At 41.8% G+C, this 21480-nt stretch carries 21 protein-coding genes; 11 read left to right on the forward strand and 10 right to left on the reverse strand.

The window, feature by feature from the left end; genetic code table 11:
- Positions 1-8 precede the first annotated feature (8 nt).
- The 5 genes from JRG66_RS04210 to JRG66_RS04230 all read right to left on the reverse strand — a co-directional run bounded on the left by JRG66_RS04210 (position 9) and on the right by JRG66_RS04230 (position 4877).
- The gene (locus JRG66_RS04210) at positions 9-1703 is read right to left on the reverse strand and encodes a glycoside hydrolase family 43 protein (RefSeq protein WP_265164496.1); all 1695 of its coding nucleotides are present in this window, start codon (positions 1701-1703) and stop codon (positions 9-11) included.
- Positions 1704-1719: 16 nt separating this feature from the next.
- Entirely contained in the window at positions 1720-2673 is a 954-nt protein-coding gene (locus JRG66_RS04215) for a transketolase family protein (protein ID WP_265164497.1), read from the reverse strand.
- A 13-nt stretch (positions 2674-2686) separates the two neighbouring features.
- Complete coding sequence (locus tag JRG66_RS04220; protein ID WP_265164498.1) at positions 2687-3529, reverse strand: transketolase; 843 nt, start codon at positions 3527-3529, stop codon at positions 2687-2689.
- A gap of 6 nt (positions 3530-3535) precedes the next feature.
- Complete coding sequence (gene fsa / locus JRG66_RS04225; RefSeq protein WP_265164499.1) at positions 3536-4189, reverse strand: fructose-6-phosphate aldolase; 654 nt, start codon at positions 4187-4189, stop codon at positions 3536-3538.
- A gap of 256 nt (positions 4190-4445) precedes the next feature.
- Positions 4446-4877, reverse strand: coding sequence for a PepSY-like domain-containing protein (locus JRG66_RS04230; protein WP_265164500.1), 432 nt, complete (start codon positions 4875-4877; stop codon positions 4446-4448).
- A 112-nt stretch (positions 4878-4989) separates the two neighbouring features.
- On the opposite strand from JRG66_RS04230, the gene JRG66_RS04235 reads away from it, so the two are divergent.
- The 11 genes from JRG66_RS04235 (at position 4990) to JRG66_RS04285 (ending at position 16788) form a co-directional block, all read left to right on the forward strand.
- Entirely contained in the window at positions 4990-5667 is a 678-nt protein-coding gene (locus JRG66_RS04235) for a response regulator transcription factor (protein ID WP_265164501.1), read from the forward strand.
- Positions 5664-6923 carry a sensor histidine kinase gene (locus tag JRG66_RS04240; protein ID WP_265164502.1) on the forward strand — a complete coding sequence of 420 codons (1260 nt, stop codon included), beginning with the start codon at positions 5664-5666 and terminating at the stop codon, positions 6921-6923. Before JRG66_RS04235 ends, JRG66_RS04240 begins: the two co-directional genes overlap by 4 nt.
- Positions 6924-6981: 58 nt before the next feature.
- Positions 6982-7428 carry a hypothetical protein gene (locus JRG66_RS04245; protein ID WP_265164503.1) on the forward strand — a complete coding sequence of 149 codons (447 nt, stop codon included), beginning with the start codon at positions 6982-6984 and terminating at the stop codon, positions 7426-7428.
- Positions 7429-7435: 7 nt separating this feature from the next.
- Positions 7436-8287 (forward strand): SdiA-regulated domain-containing protein, encoded by an 852-nt coding sequence (locus tag JRG66_RS04250; protein WP_265164504.1) that lies wholly within the window; start codon positions 7436-7438, stop codon positions 8285-8287.
- 84 nt (positions 8288-8371) lie between these two features.
- Positions 8372-9100, forward strand: a complete 729-nt coding sequence (locus tag JRG66_RS04255; RefSeq protein ID WP_265164505.1) for a TVP38/TMEM64 family protein — start codon at positions 8372-8374, stop codon at positions 9098-9100.
- 3 nt (positions 9101-9103) lie between these two features.
- Positions 9104-9784, forward strand: a complete 681-nt coding sequence (locus JRG66_RS04260) for a DUF2490 domain-containing protein (protein WP_265164507.1) — start codon at positions 9104-9106, stop codon at positions 9782-9784.
- A gap of 304 nt (positions 9785-10088) precedes the next feature.
- Positions 10089-12077: a S9 family peptidase gene (locus JRG66_RS04265; RefSeq protein ID WP_265164508.1), complete on the forward strand. Its 1989-nt coding sequence runs from the start codon at positions 10089-10091 to the stop codon at positions 12075-12077.
- A 245-nt stretch (positions 12078-12322) separates the two neighbouring features.
- Complete coding sequence (locus tag JRG66_RS04270; RefSeq protein ID WP_265164510.1) at positions 12323-13399, forward strand: sensor histidine kinase; 1077 nt, start codon at positions 12323-12325, stop codon at positions 13397-13399.
- Positions 13392-14069: a response regulator gene (locus JRG66_RS04275; protein ID WP_265164511.1), complete on the forward strand. Its 678-nt coding sequence runs from the start codon at positions 13392-13394 to the stop codon at positions 14067-14069. The genes JRG66_RS04270 and JRG66_RS04275 overlap by 8 nt, the downstream gene beginning before the upstream one ends.
- Before the next feature lie 301 nt (positions 14070-14370).
- The gene (locus tag JRG66_RS04280) at positions 14371-16089 is read left to right on the forward strand and encodes a TrkH family potassium uptake protein (protein WP_265164512.1); all 1719 of its coding nucleotides are present in this window, start codon (positions 14371-14373) and stop codon (positions 16087-16089) included.
- A gap of 3 nt (positions 16090-16092) precedes the next feature.
- Entirely contained in the window at positions 16093-16788 is a 696-nt protein-coding gene (locus JRG66_RS04285; protein ID WP_265164514.1) for a potassium channel family protein, read from the forward strand.
- A 66-nt stretch (positions 16789-16854) separates the two neighbouring features.
- Here the strand turns inward: JRG66_RS04285 and JRG66_RS04290 are convergent, their stop codons facing one another.
- Genes JRG66_RS04290 through JRG66_RS04310 form a run of 5 tightly spaced genes read right to left on the reverse strand, consistent with a single transcriptional unit; the run spans position 16855 to position 21433 of the window.
- The gene (locus JRG66_RS04290; RefSeq protein WP_265164516.1) at positions 16855-18357 is read right to left on the reverse strand and encodes a carboxypeptidase regulatory-like domain-containing protein; all 1503 of its coding nucleotides are present in this window, start codon (positions 18355-18357) and stop codon (positions 16855-16857) included.
- A gap of 22 nt (positions 18358-18379) precedes the next feature.
- Positions 18380-19759 carry a CsgG/HfaB family protein gene (locus JRG66_RS04295; RefSeq protein WP_265164517.1) on the reverse strand — a complete coding sequence of 460 codons (1380 nt, stop codon included), beginning with the start codon at positions 19757-19759 and terminating at the stop codon, positions 18380-18382.
- 5 nt (positions 19760-19764) lie between these two features.
- On the reverse strand, positions 19765-20172 hold the full coding sequence (locus JRG66_RS04300) for a curli assembly protein CsgF (protein ID WP_265164519.1): 408 nt from the start codon (positions 20170-20172) through the stop codon (positions 19765-19767).
- A gap of 6 nt (positions 20173-20178) precedes the next feature.
- On the reverse strand, positions 20179-20964 hold the full coding sequence (locus JRG66_RS04305; protein WP_265164520.1) for a CsgE family curli-type amyloid fiber assembly protein: 786 nt from the start codon (positions 20962-20964) through the stop codon (positions 20179-20181).
- A 1-nt stretch (position 20965) separates the two neighbouring features.
- A complete protein-coding gene (locus JRG66_RS04310; protein WP_265164521.1) occupies positions 20966-21433 on the reverse strand; it encodes a hypothetical protein in 468 nt (155 codons plus the stop codon).
- Positions 21434-21480: the final 47 nt, after the last annotated feature.

Below are 21480 nucleotides of genomic sequence, written 5' to 3' on the forward strand. Positions count from 1 at the left end.
TCTTACTCTTACTTCTTTTGATAAACCTCATCATTTCCTGAATATTCAAACCAGTCGAAAGCAGCTTTATTTTCAGATGCTTCCCCGTTTGAAGTGGTATACATTCCAAGGTTAGCACCTACAAATCCGCCTGCCACTCTGGTACTCAGGTATTTTCCGTCAAGTCCACCGCCAAGATTTTCCCATTCCGATCCGGTTTTGTAAAAGAATTTATATTCATCCTCATCAAATTCCACCTTAAAACCGATCTTTTTAGCTGAAGAAGAAAGTTTCTTGCTCGCAAGTAATTCTTCTCCGCCCTCCTTGCCTCTATAAAGCTGCACTACAGGGGAATTTCCTTCATAAGATTTAGCTATAAAATAAAAGTGGGACTCATTTTGAAAGGCTATTAATCCGGCTTTTTCATTGGATTTTTTAGTTTCAAATTCTAAGGATACTGCCGCCTCGCCGGTCAAATGTTGCTGCCGGTGTGCAATAAAACTTGGGTTAGAAGTGCCAGAAACCGTTTCGGACCTCGTCTTCATGACCAGGTAACCATCCCGCTCATTTAAGTTGTACCACTCTTCTTTAGGATTCCGAAGAAATAACCAGTGAAGTGCAAGTTCCTTTTCATCAAAATCTTTCCTGAACTCGAAATTACCGTTCAGCGGAAAAAGGTCTTTATTTAACGTCACACCTTCAGGAAGCGGATATTCATTTTTTATCTCCTCTCCTCCCAGGTCAAAAACTGGCCAGTCATTTTCCCATTTTACAGGGGTCATAAAAGTCTCTCTTCCGGTGTTGTAAAAATCCCCTTCATAAGGCCGAACCGCAAGGAAAACCCCATACCACTCGCCATTTGGGTGCTGCACTATATCGGCATGTCCCGCTGAAGTGATGGGATTTGGCCTGTCTGGATCCAGATGTCGCTGCGTAAGAATAGGATTTTCTTCATAAGGAATAAATTCATCATCAATATTCCTGTTCCTGTAGATCATTTCTGAATGGTTTACCGCAGTACCACCTTCGGCAGTCATCAGATAATAATAGCCATTCAATTTGTAGATCCTGGGGCCTTCAGCCCAAACCGGTTTGGTAGAAATATCTACTCCGCCGTTCACCAGAATACGGTTTTCTCCTACAGTTTTCAGGTTTTCTTTATCAAATTCCATCATGCGGATGGTGCGGTGGCCATCATATAAGGGCTCATTATTTGGCGGATCGCTATTATAAACTATATAAGACTTTTCCTCGTCAAAAAATAATCCTGGATCAATTCCCAGCACTTCGGGAAGCCACACGGGATCACTCCAGGGCCCCGCAGGATCTTCGGCAGTCATTACAAAGTTCCCCTTTCCGTCCACAACTGTACAGGTGAGGTAAAAAGTTCCGTTATCATAGCTGATATCGGGGGCAAAAATAGCGCGGGAGGTTCCAAAGCCTTCCAGGTCAATTTGATCGGGCCGGTCTATTACATTGCCTATCTGCTTCCAGTTCACAAGATCTGTACTGTGAAAAACAGGAATTCCGGGGTAAAAGGCAAAGGTGGAATGCACCATGTAGAAATTTCCGTTACCATCATCGGTAATTGCCGGGTCGGGATACCAGCCTGCCAGAATTGGATTTTGAAAGGTTTCCTGGGCGACCGCCATAAAGAAGGAACCTAAAATAAAGAGGCCTGTAAAAAGCCATTTTTGAAACCTTAGTCGAAGAGAACTTTTCATGAAGTACAGCGTTTTTTTATTTTCTACTGATGACTTTTTCTGAAGCTTTTACAATGGCTTCAGCATTTAACCCATATTTCTCCAAAAGCTGTTCAGGGGTTCCACTTTCTCCAAAAGTGTCATTTGTAGCCACAAACTCCTGAGGCGCAGGATGGTTTTTCACCAAAGTACGGGCTATGCTTTCGCCAAGTCCGCCCAGGTAATTGTGTTCTTCAGCAGTAACCACACATCCGGTTTTTTTCACCGATGCAAGTACGGCTTCTTCATCAAGAGGTTTAATGGTGTGTATATTTATCACTTCGGCACTAATCCCCTTTTCTGCAAGTTGTTCCGCAGCCTGAATTGCTTCCCAAACCAGGTGGCCTGTGGCAATAATGGTGACATCGTTCCCTTCCAGTAAATGGACTGCTTTTCCTATTTGAAATTCTTCATCTGCAGGTGTGAAATTAGCCACTTTTGGCCTTCCGAAGCGCAAATACACAGGGCCTTTGTGCTCTGCTATGGCTAGTGTTGCTGCTTTTGTTTGATTGTAGTCGCAGGTGTTGATCACCGTCATTCCCGGAAGCATCTTCATAAGCCCGATATCTTCAAGGATCTGGTGAGTAGCTCCATCTTCCCCAAGGGTAACCCCTGAGTGGGAAGCGCAGATCTTGACATTCTTATCGGAATAGGCAACACTTTGTCTTATCTGGTCATACACCCTTCCTGTGGCAAAATTGGCAAAAGTTCCTGCAAACGGAATTTTTCCACCAATAGTTAAACCTGCGGCCATTCCAATCATATTGGCCTCTGCAATTCCCACCTGAAAGAAACGTTCAGGATTTTCGTCTATGAAATCCTGCATTTTCAGAGATCCTACAAGGTCGGCACAAAGAGCAACTACGTTTGGATTTTTACGGCCCAGTTCAGTAAGCCCATCTCCAAATCCGGAGCGGGTATCTTTTTTTCCAGTATCTATATATTTTTTCATTCTGTTATTCCTTTTAATAATCTCCTAAAGTTTCCGGGTTTTGAGCAAGTGCTTTCTCCAGTTGCTCATCATTTGGCGCTTTGCCGTGCCATGCATGCGTATGCATCATGAAGTCTACACCGTGACCCATTTCAGAATGCATGAGGACACACACTGGTTTACCCTTTCCTGTTCGGGCTTTAGCCTCATTTAGACCGTTGATCACCTGCTTTAGGTCATTCCCGTTCTCGATCTCAAGTACATCCCATCCAAAAGCCTCAAACTTTGCCTTTAAACTTCCCATAGGAAGGACATTATCTGTACTTCCGTCTATTTGTTGCCCGTTAAGGTCTATTGTAGAGATCAGGTTATCTACTTTATTGCCGGCAGCATACATAATGGCTTCCCAGTTTTGCCCTTCCTGCAGTTCACCGTCTCCATGAAGAGTAAATACTAAATGAGAATCTTTATTTAGCTTTTTTGCCTGCGCAGCACCAATAGCTACAGACATTCCCTGCCCCAAAGATCCAGACGCAACCCTAACCCCCGGTAAACCTTCATGTGTGGTTGGATGCCCCTGTAGCCTGGAATTGATAAGCCTGAAGGTATTGAGTTCTTCTACCGGAAAATAGCCGCTTCTGGCAAGTACGCTATAGAAAACCGGGGAAATATGCCCGTTAGACAAAAAGAAAAGGTCTTCTCCAATTCCATCCATATTAAATTCAGGATTGTGTTGCATCACTTCCTGATAAAGTGCAGTAAAAAATTCTGTGCACCCCAATGAACCTCCGGGATGACCGGAATCTACTTTATGTACCTGCCGTAAAATATCGCGACGTACCTGTATCGCAAAGTTTTCAAGTTGTTTTATATCCATAACCGTTTAATTAAAAGATTTTGCATCCTCCAGGAACTTGGCCAGTCCGCTATCGGTAAGAGGGTGTTTTAAAAGTCCGTCTATTGAAGAAAGAGGCCCTGTCATGACATCAGCCCCAATTTTAGCGCAATTAACCACATGCATGGTATGCCTTATGGAAGCCGCCAGGATTTGTGTTTCAAATCTATAGTTGTCATAGATTTGACGAATCTCTGCAATTAACTGCAAGCCATCGGTAGAGATATCATCAAGCCTTCCCAAAAACGGAGAAACATAAGTCGCTCCTGCTTTTGCAGCCAGTAAAGCCTGCCCTGCTGAAAAAACCAGGGTACAGTTAGTACGTATTCCTTTATCAGAAAAATATTTAATAGCCTTTATCCCCTCTTTGATCATAGGAACTTTCACTACGATTTGTGGATGCAGCTCTGCCAGTTCTTCACCCTCCTTTACTATCTCGTCAAAAGTTGTGGCTATCACTTCCGCAGAAACGTCACCATCAACAATTTCACAAATATCTACATAGTGCTTTAGGATATTATCCCTTCCTCTTATGCCTTCTTTTGCCATTAAAGAAGGATTGGTGGTTACTCCATCCAAAACACCCAGTTCCTGTGCTTCCCTAATCTGATCAAGGTTGGCAGTGTCAATAAAAAATTTCATATCTACGCATTCTTATTAATTCAAAATAAATGATCAACCTACTTGTTGTCATTTTTACTATAAGGCAAGATAAAAAATAATACTGACATTTAACGTCTCTTTAAGGAAAAGATTCTCCTAAGGCATCATAGGTAAGAATACTACTGCTGCTATAATCCTTACTATGACCTTTTTTTATATTTCTTCAGAAAAAAACCCCGAACAAAAAAAGGCCGCCTTTTCAGGCAGCCTTTTCGGGAATTCATTCTAAATTTTACTAATCTAATTTTCTAAAATTCCCCTGGGCATCAAATTCTACTTCCACACCATTGGATAGTTCAATTTCCTGCTCCTTTTTTTGCTTTTCCCATCCTACTACCTGCGCATCTGCATGGTTAGCACTTAAATAAGAAGCAATTTTGGAAGGCAAAACTGAAGTAGGAATTGCTTCCCCGTTCTCACTGTCGATTTCAACAATATTCCCGTTCTCATCAAAATCCAGCTTTACTCCGTTAGAAAGCCTAACTTCGTACTTGTCGTCTTCCCAAATTTGCCAGTTACTGTTTTCATTCACTTGTGCCACAGAAACTGAGGAAAAGTGCTGATTAACATAATCCTGTGCCGTGCGAGGCAGGTTGTTTGTATTTGTCTGTGCAAACAATCCAATTGAGAATAGCGCGCAAAACGCTGATACAACTACTTTTTTCATAACTTGTTTTTTTAATTTGAAGCGAAATAAGCACCAAAAACTGGAAGAAATTAGGAAAAGCCCGATTCCCGAATCCTAAATCTTTCCCAAATTCAAGGCTACTTTTGAAACTATGAAGATCCTGATTATTGAAGACGAAAAAGACATGAGGCAGAATATGCAGGCTACGCTCGAGAAAGAAAATTTTCTCGTAGAGCCTGTAGCCACCTATGCCCAGGCCATGTCAAAAATAGGAGTTTACGATTACGACTGCATCTTATTAGACATTGGCCTGCCCGATGGCAATGGCCTGGAGATCCTCAAAACGCTAAAAGAAAAGGGCTACAGTGATTCGGTCATTATAGTTTCGGCTAAAGATTCTATTGACGATAAAGTGCACGGCCTTGAATTGGGTGCCGACGATTACCTGCCCAAACCTTTTCACATGGCCGAGCTCAATGCGCGCGTCAAGGCTGTGCTGCGCCGTAGAAAACTTGAAGGGAACAATCTTTTAGAAGTGGGGAATGTGGCCATAAACATCAACAACCACCAGGTGAGCGTTAACGGAGAAGACCTGGAGTTGAACCGCAAAGAATTTGACGTACTCTTCTACCTTTGCACCAATCAAAACCGCCTGGTAAGCAAATCGGCTCTGGCCGAACATGTTTGGGGAGATTATATAGACCAGACAGATAATTTTGACTTTATCTATTCCCAAATTAAAAACCTGCGGAAGAAATTATGCGACAAAAATGCCGAAATTGAGATCAAAGCCGTCTACGGAATAGGCTATAAGCTCCTGGTTCCATGAAACTGCTCAACTACACCACCACATACTTTGCAGTGATCCTCATCTTTTTGCTGGGGCTGTGGGCCCTTATTTTTTATTTTGAAATCCTTGACGAGATCTACGACAGCATGGATGACGGGCTCGACAACCAGAAAATGCTGGTGATAAGACAGGCAAGAGAAGATCCTTCCATTCTTGAAAAAAGGGCTTTTGAAGATGGAAAATACATCATAACGCCCACCACACCTCAGCACAGCCGCAATTTTAGAGATGCTTACCGCGATACGCTCATGTTCATGGAAAATGAATCTGAATATGAGCCGGTGCGCCTGCTCGAAAGCGTTTTTCAACAGAATGGGGAATTCTATAAAATTAAGGTGGTCACCTCAATGGTTGAAGAAGACGACCTGCGAAAAGAGCTCTTCTTTTCTTTGATATGGCTCTATCTGGGTTTGATCCTTACCATACTTTTGCTGAATAATGTACTTCAGAAGAAGGCCTGGAAGCCATTTTACAGGCTCCTTCACCAGCTTGAAAAATTCAGCATAGAGAAGGACAATAAAATCAGGTTTGAAAAGACAAAAATTGAAGAATTCCAGCTGCTGAATGACAGGATAGACCGCTTGCTGAAAAAATCTGTAGAAAGCTATAAGAGTCAGAAAGAATTTATCGAAAATGCTTCCCATGAGCTGCAAACGCCCCTGGCCATAAGCATCAACAAGCTCGAATTAATGGCCGAAAATGCCAATTTACCTCCTGCGCAAATGGAAGAGCTAGGCACGGTGCTGCACAGCCTGGAACGGCTTACCCGGCTTAACAGGTCACTCCTGCTACTGTCGCGGATTGAAAACAGGCAGTTTGCTGAAACGGAAAAGATCAACTGGAACGCCCTGGTAAAGCAGATTATCAACGAATTTGAAGATTTTGCCAACCACCGGCAGGTGACAATACATCTTTCTGAAGAAACCCAGATTGAACACACCGGCAATAAAGACCTGGCCGGGATCCTTATTTCAAACCTCCTCAAAAATGCCATTTTTCACACCCCTTCCGGAACAGCCGTTAGCATAAAAATTTCTTCGGAAGGAATTCAGTTTGCAAATCCGGGAACGGCGCCATTAGAAAAGGCTAAAATCTTCAGCAGATTTAAAGGCGCCGAAAAAGAAGACTCCAACGGACTTGGCCTGGCGATTTCAAAAGCCATAGTTGAGAAAATGGGACTGGAATTAGATTACAGCCACGCCAATAAAAACCACATTTTCAGCATTTCTTTTTAAAGTTCCCAATTCTTTCCAGTTTCCATTCCCAAATTAGTCGAAAGAAAAATAAGAAAAAGTGATATCAAGAGGTTTATTCTTGCTGCTGACGGGCATTTTGTTGTGGTCTTGCGACAATGATGACTATCCCTATGCAAAAGTGCCCTCTGTAGTACGAAATGAATTCTGGACCCAGTACCCCGATGCTACAGATGCGGTATTCATTGAACTGGGAGAAAATTACGAGGTAGATTTTGAGATAAACGGCGAAGATGCTGCGGCAGTGATTAGTACCTCGGGAAATATCCTGAAAGAGAAAAAGGAAATTGAATGGAGTGACCTCCCCACTGCAGTACAGCAGAGCCTCGACAACACTTACGGGCAAAAAAAAATTGAAGATCCCGAATGGGTGAGAATAGGAGAAAAAATTTATTACCAGGCAGAGGTGAGCCGGTTGCTTTTAGATAAAAAAATTGTGCTCACCGCTGCAGGTAAAATTGATACTAACCTGAATTACTGGAAATAAAAGAGTCATGAAAAAGATCATTTTTGGAATACTGGTTCTGGCCATTGCGGGCATTGGTTATTTCTCCTTTAAGGAAAAACCTTCAGAAAACAACACTAAAGAAGATTACAAGATCCTTCAGAAGTGGGATTTGCCCGAGGTGCTTAATGAAATTTCGGGCATTGCATGGATTGATGAATATCGTGTTGCCTGTGTGCAGGATGAAGATGGCATTATCTTTATCTACAATTTAAATACTTCCGAAGTAGAGGGAAAAACCTCTTTTGGGGATGGCGGGGATTATGAAGGTATAGCTGTGGTCAAAAACAACGCTTACGTACTGCGAAGTGACGGGGTGCTTTTTGAAGTGGACAATTTCACCGGAGATAAGCCACAGGTGCAGAAGCATGTTACAGAAACAAACAAATTCAGCAAAATCAACCTGGAAGGTTTGTGTGCCGACTCAAAGAACAACCGACTCCTGCTGGCCGTAAAAGAAGGTAAAGATTTTGAGGAACAAAAAGGCGTTTACACCTTCAATTTAAACAACAAAGATTCTGATAAAGCCCCCCTTTTTATGCTTCGGCTTTCAGATCCCGTTTTTAAGTCTGTAAAAGCCGAGCTGAAAGAAAAATTTTCGCCCGGAGAGATCGGAATTCACCCCAAAACCGGCGAGTACTATATTCTTGACGGCACCAGGCCAAAGCTTCTAATCACCGATAAAGACGGGGTTCCAAAGGAGTTATTCATGTTCCGGTCTAAAGATTTTGGAAATCCCGAAGGCCTCACTTTTAGTCCGAACGGTGACCTCTACATCTCAAATGAAGCCGAAGATGCGCCTGCCAACATTTTAAAGATTTCACTAAACCGCAAAAAATAGTACCCAGAGTAGTACGGAGAGCACATTTTCTCCTGCTACTCAAAAAGGCGCAGAGCCTATTATGACTAAGCCCAACAAAATCTTATGGAAAAACAACAATCAATTGAAACTGCATCGGTAAAGCAGAGTAAACTTCCGCTTTATATATCGGCTGCTATTATCATATCTGTTGTCCTTGCCTACTTCTTTATTCCCGGCGTACAATCCTGGCTTTCTGAAGCATGGAACGTGCTTACCAGTGACGACAATGCCCGCATAAAAGAATGGGTGGGAAATTTTGGCTGGTTTGGGCCGGTAGTCCTGGTGCTTACCATGATCGCCCAAATGTTCCTGCTGGTTATTCCTACCATAGCCCTCATGGTGGTTTCGGTATTGGCCTACGGGCCGGTTTGGGGGAGCGTTATCATCCTGGTTTCGGTATTTTCAGCCTCATCTGTGGGTTATTTTATTGGGCGCTACTTTGGGCCTGTGATCGTGGAGAAGCTTATTGGCCACAAAAATGAAAAAAAGATAAGCGATTTTATAGATGATTACGGGTTTTGGGCCGTTATAGTGACTCGGCTTAACCCCTTTCTTTCTAATGATGCCATTAGTTTTGTGGCCGGCATCCTCAAGATGGGCTACTGGAAATTTATTGGCGCCACTATGGTAGGCATCGCGCCACTCACGCTTTTTATTGCTATTATTGGAAAAAGTACTGATGCTCTTAAATCAGGACTCTTATATGGTTCAATTATTAGTTTAATCCTCTTTGGCCTGTACGTGTACTGGGACAGGAAAAAAAGAAAATCAGGTAAAAAATCTCACGCATAGCCCATGAAACCTTTTAATGTAAACCGAACTGCAGTTCTTATTTTCTTCATCTTTTCAGGTTTGAACCTGGCTTATTCACAGGATCAACAGTCCTGGTATTACGAAAATGAGTTTGATGTCTCTATTCCCGTTCAGGAAAAATGGACTATGGAAGTAGGAGTTGGGAACCGCGGACTCCTTCAGGAGCGGGAAAATGGAGAGCAAGTATCGGGTTATGAGCACCAGCACCTCGAACTTAATTATTTCGCAAATTACAACCTTCGGGAAGCTTCTGTTTTGAGCCTGGGCCTTAGATACCGTTTTAAAGAACTCTTTGATGATTCCGAAACAAATGAATTCCGAATTATTGAACAACTGGAGCTGAAGCCGCTTAATTCGGCCTTATCACACAGGTTTCGGCTTGAGCAGCGGTTCAGGGAAGAAGTGACGCACCGGGGCCGCTATGAATTGGGCTTTTCGACCCCCATAAACGACGAACTTTCTTTTGAAGCCGCCACAGAAGCCCTTTACTCCGTTACCGTACACTTCAAACCCGAAGCCGAGCAGCGGTTCTCTATAGGGCTCAAAAACAGCTCTTTTAAAGACCTGGATCTTGGCCTTAGCGTGGAATACAGAATGGAAAATTATGCGCGCGACCTTGCGCATGAATTCTTTTTAGGAACCGGGCTATCGCTTTCCCTCTAGAACAATCGGTATTGCCCGCCCTCTACTCTGGCGGAAACCTTCAGGCTTCGGCTAAGGTTTTTCTTGCATTTTTTTCGGAAAAGATCTCTTCTGAAAAATTTCTTTTGCTGAAGTTCTCCTGAAAGCTTCAGAAAATATAATCATGCAGGAAGCTTATCCTTCAGTAAAAACTTCAGCATAAAATGCCATTTTTGAGAGCTAAGCTGCCTGATGCTTGTTTCAGCAAAGAAAACATTTGTTTCAATCTCTTTTTTGGGTTATATTAAGATCGTTTAAAACCCGATTTTAATTTAAAATATACCTCATGAAAGGAAAACTGACTATACTCTTGCTGCTCATTACCCAATGTATTGTTGCCCAGCAAAATGTACTCACCCCCCAAGATGTGGCTAAACTGGAATATGTGACCAGCGCGGTTATTGCGCCAGAAGGAGACAGGATCATTTACCAGAAGGTGGTTCCGGCAGATCCGCTTCAAAAGAATGTCCCGGCCAGCACCCACCTTTATGTTTACGATGTAAAATCGCAAACTTCAACGCCTTTGGTGACAGAATACAGTACCTCAAATTTGAGGTACAGGCCGGGACAGAATAGCATTACTTTTTTGACCCGTCAAAAAGGGGATTCTGCGACCTCCCTTTACGAAATCCCTGTGGGAGGCGGAACTCCACAAAAGATCTTTGAGTTTGAATCTTCCATTTCTTCTTATGACTGGCATCCGCAGGGGCAAAAACTGGTCTTCACCTCCAGGGTCACGGGCGATGATGAAAAATCAGGTTTACCTTATGAGCCGGAAATTTATGAAACCAATCTTACCAATTCCTCTGCTTTTGTTGCCGATTTAAGCGGGGGCCAGCCCGATAAATTGCAGGTGGAAGGAAATGTTACCGGCGCGCAATGGAGCCCAGACGGCACAAAGCTGGCCGTTAGCGCTGCCCCTTCATCGCTGGTCGATGACTTCTATACAAGCCAGAAAATATATATTGTCAACCCGCAATCACTGGATGTTACTGCACAGGTTGAACATAAGGCCAAGCTGGGCGCCCTAAAATGGAGCCCAAATTCTGAAAAAATTGCATTCATAGCAGGAAAGGATGAAAACGACCCTATTGACGGGCGCATTTTTATAGTTAAGGCTACCGGCGGTTCACCACAAATCCTGCAACAGGATTTTAAAGGCATGTTCCACGATCTTGACTGGAGAGACAACAAGACCCTGAGCTTTCTTGCAAGTGAAGGCGTTTACAGCAGCCTTGGTACCCTGAAATTAGACGGTAAAATGCAAAAGCTTTACAGTGACAATAACGTAAATGTTACTTCCTTTTCACAAAATGCCAAAAATGAGATTGCTTTTGTAGGGAACACCGCTCAACATCCGGGAGAACTTTTTCTTCTGAAAAAAGCAAATGCTGATGCTAAAAAGCTTACCGATTCAAACCCCTGGTTAAAAGATGAAACTTTTGGAGAGCAGGAAGTAATCACTTACAAAGCTGCTGACGGGTTGGAAATTCAGGGAATATTAATTCATCCTGTGAACAATTCGGGGAAAAAACCTTTGATCACTGTGGTTCATGGAGGGCCCGAAGCGCATTACGACAATGGCTGGCTTACCAATTACAGCATGCCCGGCCAGGTTGGTGCCGGTGATGGTTATGCGGTGTTTTATCCAAATTACAGAGGAAGCACCGGCCGCGGGGTAGAATTTGCCATTTCGAGTCAGGGCGATCCCGGCGGAAAAGAATTTGATGATATTATTGACGGCATAGATTATCTTATTGAAAATCAAAATGTAGACGAAGACAGGGTTGGCGTTACCGGCGGATCTTACGGAGGTTATGCCACCGCCTGGATGTCTACCCGCCATACCGGGAGGTTTGCTGCCGGGGTAATGTCGGTTGGAATTAGTAATAATATCTCAAAATGGGGAACCAGTGATATTCCTGAAGAGATGTTTTTAGTGCACAGCCGAAAAAGGATTTGGGATGACTATCAGTTTTTTCTGGAGCGCAGCCCCATTTTTTATGCAGACCAGGCAAAAACCCCACTTTTGATCCTGCACGGGAAAGAGGATACGCGCGTAGATCCGGGCCAGTCATATGAACTGTACCGCCATATTAAAACCAGGACCGATACGCCCGTAAGGCTTGTTCTCTATCCCGGAGAAGGTCATGGAAACCGAAATTCTACCGCCAGGTATGACTTCAACCTAAGAATGATGCGCTGGTTTAACACCTATTTGAAAAACAAAGACAGTGAAATGCCTGAAACTCATCTTGCTCCTGCCGGTAAATAAGTAAAAGAGAATTTGGACCTGTTAAGCTGAAGCCGTAACTGAAAGCCGGGAAATCCCAGACATCACCCTTCAGAAATGGCATTTTTCACAGCTATTTTGTGACAGGGTTTAAATTTCAGGGGTTCGATTATTTCCTTCAGCTTAAAAAAAGCTTGTCTAAAAATGCCTTTTTAGACAAGCTTTTTTATGTACTGTTTCTAAACTAACTCGCGAGGCATGTTTATATTTGAAGAAAATTAAGCCTGGTGGAGCATGTAAAAAAGTTAGAGAACAATCAAAGTCTGCAGTACATCATAGGCCTGGGCTGCATTTTTCTTGTTTCACTAATCTGCTATTTATTCATCAATATTATTGGCTATCATGTTGTAGCCCTTATTTTGCTGCTGGCGGTCTCAGTACTGGCCATGTTTCTGGAAACATTTCCGATAGTAATTATAGCCATTGCAAGTGCCTTAATCTGGAATTTCCTATTCATCCAGCCACGTTCTACCCTTAGCATCACCACTCCCGAAGACGCCCTGCTCTTTCTTATGTATTTTGTGGTGGCCGTGATGAATGGCGTCTTTACTTCCAGGATAAGAAAAGCAGAGGCCGTGGCAAGGCAGCGAAAAGAAAAAGAAAAGACGTTACAGCTTTACAATACCCTGCTCAATTCGCTTTCGCATGAGCTAAAAACGCCGATCTCGACCATAATTGGAGCTGTAGATACCCTTAAGATGAATTCCGGAAAGATTTCTGAAGACAACAAAACCGAACTGTACAGCGAGATAGAACTTGCCGGTAACAGGCTGCACAGGCAGGTAAACAACCTTTTGAGCATGAGCCGCCTGGAATCAAATTTCTTCAGGCTTCAGCTGGACTGGTATGACATAAAGGAAATTGTCAACACCGTAATTGTCAATAATCCAAAAGAATCTCATAAGATCAATCTTTTGTCTTCCGAAGATCTTCCGCTATTTAAGATTGACGGCCCATTAATTGAACAGGTGATACACAATATTGTTCACAATGCGCTGGAATATACCCCTGCCGGCTCAGAAATAAATATTTCGGTTAATTTTGAAGCCGGAAGCCTTGTTATTCAAATTTGTGACAATGGCCGTGGCTTTCCAGAAGACAAACTTGAACAGGTGTTCGAAAAGTTTTACCGGCTTCCGGATACCGCAACAGGCGGCACAGGGTTAGGGCTTTCTATTGCAAGAGGTTTTACAAATGCCCATAACGGCACTATTACATTAGAAAATTTAAGTTCGGGAGGCGCAAAATTCACTATTTCTATTCCTGCTGAAGTTACCACCTTAAATATGATGCAAGATGAATAAAGGGGAGATCCTTATTATTGATGATGAGCCGCAAATAAGAAAGCTGCTGAAGATTGTTCTTGAAAGCAATGATTACAAAGTGGTGCAGGCTGTTGATGGAATGGAAGGTTTGCACCTCGCCGCCAATCATTCTCCCGAACTCATTATCCTGGACCTGGGTTTACCCGACAGGAGCGGCCATGAAATCTTAAAAGATTTGCGAAACTGGTTCGAAAAATCAATCATTATACTCTCGGTACTCGATTCGGAAGAAGATATTGTAAAAGCTTTGGACAATGGTGCAACAGATTATCTTACCAAGCCTTTTAGAACCGGAGAACTACTGGCAAGAATTCGCTCTTCCATGCGCCTTAACCAAAATATTGAATTGCAACAAACAATTTGCGCAGACGACCTGGAAATTGACCTTACCTCACGGAATGTTTATAAAGATAAGGAGATGGTAAAACTCACCTCTACCGAATACAACCTCCTGGTTCTCCTTGCAAAAAATCAGGGCAGGGTACTTACTCACCAGTACCTCCTGAAAAGCATCTGGGGGCCTGGCGCTCAAACCGAAACCCAGTATTTACGGGTATTTATAGCCCAGTTGAGAAAAAAGCTTGAGAAAGACCCCAACAAGCCACAACATTTTATTACCGAAAGCGGGGTGGGCTACAGGTTTTTATAATCTTTATAAAATCTTTATACCTATCTCCTAATCTTTACACTCTCCTTATATTATCCAAATTACCTTTGTTGTTCTTTTTTATGGAGAAGAACACGGGAACATCCAGGCACAGCAATAAAATAACTCTTCAAACACTAGCAGTGGGTGAAGATGATCCTGATGTTTGCACCTGTTCAGTGCAAATGACCTGTAAGCCTTGCAATAACCGGAAAGAACTAATTCCTCAAATTTGAATTTTCCAAACCTTCAAAAACGGGAAAAAATCGAAAGGAGGCTCAGCATTTTAAAAAGGTCCTCTTTTTTGCTCAGTCTGTTTACAGTTTGCCTGATCGTATTTGACCTTGGCTTCACCCATAGATCTGAAACCGAACTTTATCTCACCGATTTTTACCTTATCGCGCTGCTCGTAGGAAGCACAACAATCCTGGTAAGGTATGGGGTTTCCCGACAAAAGTTCCCTCTTAAGGTGCGGTTCTTTGACAGCACGATTTTTATTTTGAATATTTTATTGATCGTTGTAAGACTTGATCTTTCGCTGGAACTTGTGCCATTCCTGGAGTTTTTCAACAACATGGGCTGGCTCTACCTGGCGTTGTTTATTTATTTTATCAGGGAATTTTCAGCTATCAGATTAAATTTTAACCGAAAGCTGCTCAACCCTGCACAGTTATTCATGGCCAGCTTTTTAGGCCTTATCTTAATAGGAACTTTACTTCTAATGCTGCCCAGGGCTACCCATGAAGGAATTTCGGCCGTAGACGCGCTCTTTACTGCGACAAGTGCTGTTTGCGTCACAGGCTTGATCGTTGTAGATACCGGCACCTACTTTACCAGCCTGGGACAAACCATTATCCTTATTCTCATTCAGTTAGGCGGCCTGGGGATTATGACTTTTGCCAGTTATTTCTCCTACTTCTTCCGCGGAAAAAGCTCCTATGAGAACCAGATCATGCTGAAAGACATGACGAATTCTGAAAAAATAGGGGAAGTGTTTAGTGTGCTTAAAAAGATTGTTTTGCTCACCCTGGCTATAGAAACTATTGGGGCCATACTCGTGTTTGTGAATTTAGATCCGAGCATTGTAAAGGGATTTGTAGATCAGGTATTCTTTTCCATTTTCCACAGTATTTCCGCTTTCTGCAATGCCGGATTCTCAACGCTTGAAAACAGCCTGTACGAACCGGAATTCAAGTTCAATTATTCCCTTCAGTTAATTATAGTCTTCCTGTTTATACTGGGAGGAATCGGGTTTCCCATACTTTTTAATTTATATAAGTACTTCACTTATTACTTTAAGAACCAGTATGCCAGGATTCAGCATCCTGCAAATTCGGTATACGTGCCGTGGGTGATCAACATAAATACCCGTATCGTTTTAGTAACAACTTCAATTTTGCTGGTGACAGGAACCCTTTTATTTTACTTTTTTGAATACAATAATACGCTTGATGAACATTCGGAATTTGGCAAGCTGGTGGTATCATTCTTTGGTGCCGCTACTCCAAGAACAGCCGGATTTAATTCGGTTGACATGAGTGCCCTCAACTTCTCTACCATCATGATTATTTTTATTCTCATGTGGATAGGGGCATCCCCAAGTTCTACTGGAGGAGGGATTAAGACCAGTACTTTTGCCCTTGCCACGCTCAACTTTATTAGTCTGGCACGAGGCAAAGACAGAGTAGAAGTATTCAGAAGACAAATTTCTGATATTTCCATAAGAAGAGCTTTTGCCATCATCTCCCTCTCCTTAATGGTAATAGGGACTTCTATTTTTTTAATTGCATCTTTTGATGAAGAAAAGACACTGTTGAGCATTGCTTTTGAATGTTTTTCAGCATATAGTACAGTAGGCCTTAGTATTGGGATAACCTCGCAGTTGAGTGAAGCCTCAAAAATGGTAATAATCGCCACAATGTTCATTGGCCGGGTGAGCATGTTGACCATCCTAATTGCGCTGCTGAGAAGGGTTAAGTATCTTAATTATAAATATCCGCAGGAAGACATATTAATGAACTAAGCTATGAAATACATCATAATTGGATTGGGGAATTTTGGAGCTTCGCTTGCTGAAAAGCTCACCAAAATGGGCAATGAAGTGATTGGAGTAGACATGAATATGAGCAAGGTTGAAGCCATAAAAGACAAGATCACTCATGCCGTAAACCTAGACTCCACAGATATTACAGCCGTGTCAAGTTTACCCCTTAGCGATACCGATATAGTAATTGTGGGCATTGGGGAAGACAAAGGGGCAAACATCATGGCCACTGCTTTAATGAAGCAACTGCATGTTAAACGCCTGATAAGCAGGGCAGTTTCCCCACTTCAGGAAATGGTGCTAGAAGCTATGGGCGTAGATGAAATCATTCATCCTGAAGAAGAGACCGCAGAAAGATGGGCCAAAAAGCTCAACCTGCACGGGGTGGTAGACTCTTTTGAGGTTAACCGCGACTACAGTATTATTGAAACTGAGATCCCTGCCGAATTTGACGGAAGAACTCTCGAGGAAATAGGCCTTAAGAGAAAATATGATATCATTGTTCTCACCACAATCAAGATCACCAGGGAGAAGAACGAGATTGGCACAAACAGGGATGTTTCGACTGTACAGGGGGTAGCCTCGGCCAAAACGATTTTGCACAAGCACGATATTATGGTGCTCTACGGAAATAACAAGAATTTAAAAAAACTGCTAAAAGATCAGGAAAGATATTAGTGTAAAACAGGAATATCCAAAACTCTGTGTTCCCGGTATTCCTGTTTAAATTATTTCTAAGCTCTGTTATTCCCAATCTGGCATAGCCGCGTTTTCTATTAGCATCTCTCTATCGTCTTCATTCCCTGTACTATTACCAGTATTTACAGGCATGGTATATATATCTTTGGGCGATAAATCATCATTTGAGGTATTTACAAAAATCACTTCAGCTTCATTAGGAGAAAATCTTGGATCAAGGTCATTAGTCCCATCTGATTTTTCTACTGAAAGATTTTGAAATTGCCTGGTTGAAAAATCATATATAAACAATTCTGAATCGAGTCTTCGATATGAATCACTTCTAAATCCGGAACTGTCATAAGTGTAGAGTATTTTATCTCCCTGCAAAGAAAGGTCTATCCCTCCCAAAGCACCTTCAACATTATTTAATATTCTCTCCTGAATTTCCCCTTCAAAATTAATGGTCAAAAGATCTGCATCATAACCGTTACTGTTGTTGGTTATCAAAGCGATAGTTTCGTTATTTTCGCTTACATCTACTTCGGTAATAAAATCTCCATTTTGGGTTTCATAGATTAAAGTCGTTCCTCCCCCTGTGGAATTTATTTTATACAACTTGCTAAAATTCGGGTAAACCAGTGCTGCCCCATCATCGGCCCATGAAAAATCGACCATATTGAGATTAAAACCATTCACCGGAATATTTGAAGTGATGCGTTTCTCCTGAGAACCATCTGGATTCATGGTAAACAAATGGGTTTGGCCATTCACAACCCTCAAAAAGGCTATTTTATTCACCGAATTATTTTTTCTTGGTCTAAAGCTGTTTTGATCTGGTGAGGTCAGCCTAAACTCCTCCCCTTCAGAATTACGGGAATAGATCACATTATTACCGTTGATGAGGCGCGTAAATAAGATCCTGCTTTCAGGAACATTTCTGGTTCTAAAGGAGTATAGGGGGCTTAAAACAGGATCGTTAACACTATCTGATACCTTCACCTGCCAAAAATACCTGTAGCCTGAATTCAGGCCTTCCACGGTATAGGTAGTATCCTGAATATTGGAATATCTAAGCACTTCCTCATTCACGTTGTTCCACAATTCCAACTCGTAAGTCAATTCATCATCTTCAGGGTCTGAGGAATTCCAAACAAATTCTGCGGTCATGTCAACTTCTTCAGCATTATCTTCGGGGGAAACAAGTTGTGGTGTGGAAGGCTGCCTATTGTTTGCTCCTGATTTTAGTAATTCAAAAGCTACATTTGAAGTAGCACCTTCTGTCACCGTAACTGCTTCAAAAGCGGTGGTGTAATCTTTAATTTCAGCCTTGACAGAATATTGGTCAATAAGAACATCTTCAATAACAAACTCTCCGTTTTCATCTGTAAAAACCGTGCTGGAAGCAGGAGTGGTCGTGATTTTGACATTTTCAAGAGGTTCATTACTGGAATTCTCAACCACTTTCCCCGATATGGTACCTGTTAATGATTCCCCAACTGTATCTTCTGAACAACTTATCAGCAAAAGTAAACCTGCAATTGTAATATATTTAAAGAATGTCTTCATAAGTTCTACAAGTTCAAATCAATTAAAAATAAATATTTAGGCCTAAACCAAAGTTGAAGTAATGGTCGTCTCTTTTGCCATGAATGAAATTATCCAGCTTATCATTGGTGATAATATTATGCTCAGCAAAAATCTGCGCTCCCACCCTCGAATTAAATAAGTATCGCAATCCGCCCCCATATTGAAATTTAAGAAAATTAGATTCCAGGTTTTCTTCATCTGCGGCCAATTCCGGATCTCCAAGCTCCATGAGAAAGCCAGGGCCTCCATATACAAAGGGTGCAAAATCATCTTTTGGTAAAAAATTGAATCTCGCATTTATATCTATCCCTGCGAATTCACCTTTAAACTGCCTCCCGTTATCCAGGCTTATGTAATTAAAATTCCCACCTAAACTCAGATGTGGAAAAAGGCTTTTTTGATAACCTATTTGGGCAAAATAACCCGGTTCCTTGTTTGAATAATCCCCATCCATCATACTTACACCGCCTGAAAAATTAAAATTATTTGCGGGTACATCTTCAACAAACAACCTGTCATACAAGCCCATCGCTTCCTCTTCTTTCTTTCCTGCAATGTAATTATCAACTAACTGCTGATTTACTTCCCTACCTCCCTGGGCAGCCCACAAGCGGTCTTTTATTCCTTCAAGAATTAGATCCCTTACAGCTTTTTCAATTGCGTCTTGAACGGCTAGCTGTACCGGCTCATTCTGTGTAATTCCCGTTTCTGCCTCAAGCAATCTCTGGAACTTCACAAACCTGAAAAAACTACCGTCCAGACCCTGGGACAGGATAGTTTTCGACACATATACAGTTTTGAGGATTTCTCCTGTATTGGTTGAAACAGCTCTCAAATAAACCGTGATTCTGTCTTGTCGGTATTTTGCTGAACCTCCAAGACCAAAATATCTTGCCCCTATTCCACCGGTAAGAATATTTGTGTCATAGGAAATGATGCCTCCTTCTAAGATAAGACCTGCATAAAGTAAAGCAGGCAGGGGAGGTTCATTTGGATTCAGGTTTTTGATATATTCCTGTTTGGTATTTCTAATGATATTTCTCTCCGTAGAAAGATTGCTTAAATTTTCTCTCTCTATGGGAATGAACCATCCCGAATCTTCTAAAGCTTTAATTAAGATTGTAGTAGCACCCTGAGTTACTGCGGTGCTAAAAGTAGAACCATTCTCTACTGCTTTGTACTGCCCTGTTTGATCGCTAAAGTTATAGACAGCCACTTCAACAGGGTCATTAGCGGGAGGCAGACCTGTCAAAAGTTGTGAATTTGTGGATTTTTCCCCCGGTCGGGCAGGGTCATTACTGAATGGTTGATTAAAATATGCCCCGCAAGAGCTTAAAGTGCTAATCACGAGAAATAGCACTACCTGGTAGGTCTTGTTCATAAAACTTAATTATTTGGGATAACTATTTGTGATTCTTCCCCCGTCGAGGTATCCAGAATATTTATTACCAGCCCCTCCAGGGTTTCATAAATTTCAATGCTTAAAGAGCCGTAAGTAAAGGTACCTTCTTCATCAAACTGAAACCCATCTAACTGTTCCCGCAGAAGAGATCGTGAAATTTGAGTTAAGATCTGACGGTTAATATCTTTTCCTAATCTCTCCAGTTCAGATTCCTGTTGAGCTTGATTTCCGGGAGCTTTTAATTGATTTTGTGCGGTAGCAGATGCCAGCATCCAACTATAATTAAGGTAATTTCCACCAAACGCAGGATTAGTAGGTTGGTATGTAAGCTGTTGAGATTGTACGTTAAATCCTAAAAACAATAAACAGCTGAGTAAAAGTAATTTTTTCATCAAAATTTAATAGTGTTTAAAATTATTGGCCTGCTGTTCCAGTCTCTGTATTTGAGCTAAAACACGAGCCAGTGTCACATTGGCTATTTGTTTGAGGTATTCTTTTTTAGGCTGGGCAAAGAACCGCATCACAAGTTGATCTCCCACACTCACAGAAATTCGGGTCATTCTTCCCCTTCCCGGCACTTCTTCGATTTCAATGTTCTGGGGACTCACAATTTCCCGGTTATAGTATTCTGAATAAAAATAACGGTAAAAGTCGCGTCCTGCCTTAGTAATAGTATTTTCTATAACAAGACCGTTAATTATTACTCCATCCTGTGGTTTGGCCTGATCTTTTGGAAGCGCTATTACCTGCCTCTCCTGTTCCTTTATCTCCTGAATAGATTCTTCTGTTATTTTAAACTCCAGCCTGTCTTTCCCGACTGGTTTATCATCCTGATCATAAATCATAAGAAGAATAATAATTCCCCCTTCATCACTCCTGTTGACTTGTGTTGAGGAAAGAATAACTTTTTGATTTGGCTCTAAATAGAAGCGGTTTCCCTGGCTGGATTTCGTAACGTTTCCAGCCCCATCCTTTTTGAAGAGCGTGAAATCATACCTTAAATTATGACCCGCAGGAGTCACATTCTCGGCAGTTGCACTAAAATCTAAAAACTCACCTCTGTCTTCTACTTTAATTTTAGCTACAATCTCTTTATTGTAAAACTGCGAAAAACAACTACCGGAAAGAAGAAGTGCCAAAGACACTATAAACATCTTTACAATATTTGTTTTTCCAATTCTCATATTAATTATAGCTTCTAATTATTAGCGAAGGCGTGGCATCGGTTTGTATGAATTTCAACGACTGGGTAAGATCGTTAGCCCCATTTCTCTCAAAAACCTTATCGTCTCCCCTTTGCTCAAGTTCAAGTGAGACATTTGTTCCTGCATCATTCACATAATCCCTAATTTGATTGTTATTCCCTTCCTGAAGAAGCTTAGCTATAGCTGTGTTGGCTATATAATCAAGTTTAGTATAATTATACCTGCCATTCTGAGTTAGTGTAATTTCACTTGAAGTTGTTTGAGTTCGAATCTCAGCTTGATTATACTCCCCTATTTGTTTTAAAGCTACGGCATTTCCCTGTACCGTACTAAAATTAGGTTGAGTTATAGATATCCCGCCTATCAAACCATTTAAATTGGCCTCCAGTACCTTCTGATCGACTTCTTCTTCATTAATGTAAGTCTGCGCTAAAACTCCAGAGCTCATAGACAGCAGAAAGCAGGACAAAATCATTTTTATAAAAACATGAACCC

Source organism: Salinimicrobium tongyeongense, from assembly GCF_026109735.1.
Classification (GTDB): Bacteria; Bacteroidota; Bacteroidia; order Flavobacteriales; family Flavobacteriaceae; genus Salinimicrobium; species Salinimicrobium tongyeongense.

What these genes read in the sequence shown, in the direction of transcription:
- JRG66_RS04240 (WP_265164502.1), top strand. Translation starts at nt 5,664, where the DNA reads ATGAAACTGCTCAACTACACCACCACATACTTTGCAGTGATCCTCATC.
- JRG66_RS04260 (WP_265164507.1), top strand. Translation starts at nt 9,104, where the DNA reads ATGAAACCTTTTAATGTAAACCGAACTGCAGTTCTTATTTTCTTCATC.
- JRG66_RS04255 (WP_265164505.1), top strand. Translation starts at nt 8,372, where the DNA reads ATGGAAAAACAACAATCAATTGAAACTGCATCGGTAAAGCAGAGTAAA.
- JRG66_RS04220 (WP_265164498.1), bottom strand. Translation starts at nt 3,529, where the DNA reads ATGGATATAAAACAACTTGAAAACTTTGCGATACAGGTACGTCGCGAT.
- JRG66_RS04300 (WP_265164519.1), bottom strand. Translation starts at nt 20,172, where the DNA reads ATGAAAAAATTACTTTTACTCAGCTGTTTATTGTTTTTAGGATTTAAC.
- JRG66_RS04235 (WP_265164501.1), top strand. Translation starts at nt 4,990, where the DNA reads ATGAAGATCCTGATTATTGAAGACGAAAAAGACATGAGGCAGAATATG.
- JRG66_RS04295 (WP_265164517.1), bottom strand. Translation starts at nt 19,759, where the DNA reads ATGAACAAGACCTACCAGGTAGTGCTATTTCTCGTGATTAGCACTTTA.
- JRG66_RS04265 (WP_265164508.1), top strand. Translation starts at nt 10,089, where the DNA reads ATGAAAGGAAAACTGACTATACTCTTGCTGCTCATTACCCAATGTATT.
- fsa (WP_265164499.1), bottom strand. Translation starts at nt 4,189, where the DNA reads ATGAAATTTTTTATTGACACTGCCAACCTTGATCAGATTAGGGAAGCA.
- JRG66_RS04250 (WP_265164504.1), top strand. Translation starts at nt 7,436, where the DNA reads ATGAAAAAGATCATTTTTGGAATACTGGTTCTGGCCATTGCGGGCATT.
- JRG66_RS04290 (WP_265164516.1), bottom strand. Translation starts at nt 18,357, where the DNA reads ATGAAGACATTCTTTAAATATATTACAATTGCAGGTTTACTTTTGCTG.
- JRG66_RS04310 (WP_265164521.1), bottom strand. Translation starts at nt 21,433, where the DNA reads ATGAGCTCTGGAGTTTTAGCGCAGACTTACATTAATGAAGAAGAAGTC.
- JRG66_RS04230 (WP_265164500.1), bottom strand. Translation starts at nt 4,877, where the DNA reads ATGAAAAAAGTAGTTGTATCAGCGTTTTGCGCGCTATTCTCAATTGGA.
- JRG66_RS04285 (WP_265164514.1), top strand. Translation starts at nt 16,093, where the DNA reads ATGAAATACATCATAATTGGATTGGGGAATTTTGGAGCTTCGCTTGCT.
- JRG66_RS04215 (WP_265164497.1), bottom strand. Translation starts at nt 2,673, where the DNA reads ATGAAAAAATATATAGATACTGGAAAAAAAGATACCCGCTCCGGATTT.
- JRG66_RS04210 (WP_265164496.1), bottom strand. Translation starts at nt 1,703, where the DNA reads ATGAAAAGTTCTCTTCGACTAAGGTTTCAAAAATGGCTTTTTACAGGC.
- JRG66_RS04305 (WP_265164520.1), bottom strand. Translation starts at nt 20,964, where the DNA reads ATGAGAATTGGAAAAACAAATATTGTAAAGATGTTTATAGTGTCTTTG.
- JRG66_RS04275 (WP_265164511.1), top strand. Translation starts at nt 13,392, where the DNA reads ATGAATAAAGGGGAGATCCTTATTATTGATGATGAGCCGCAAATAAGA.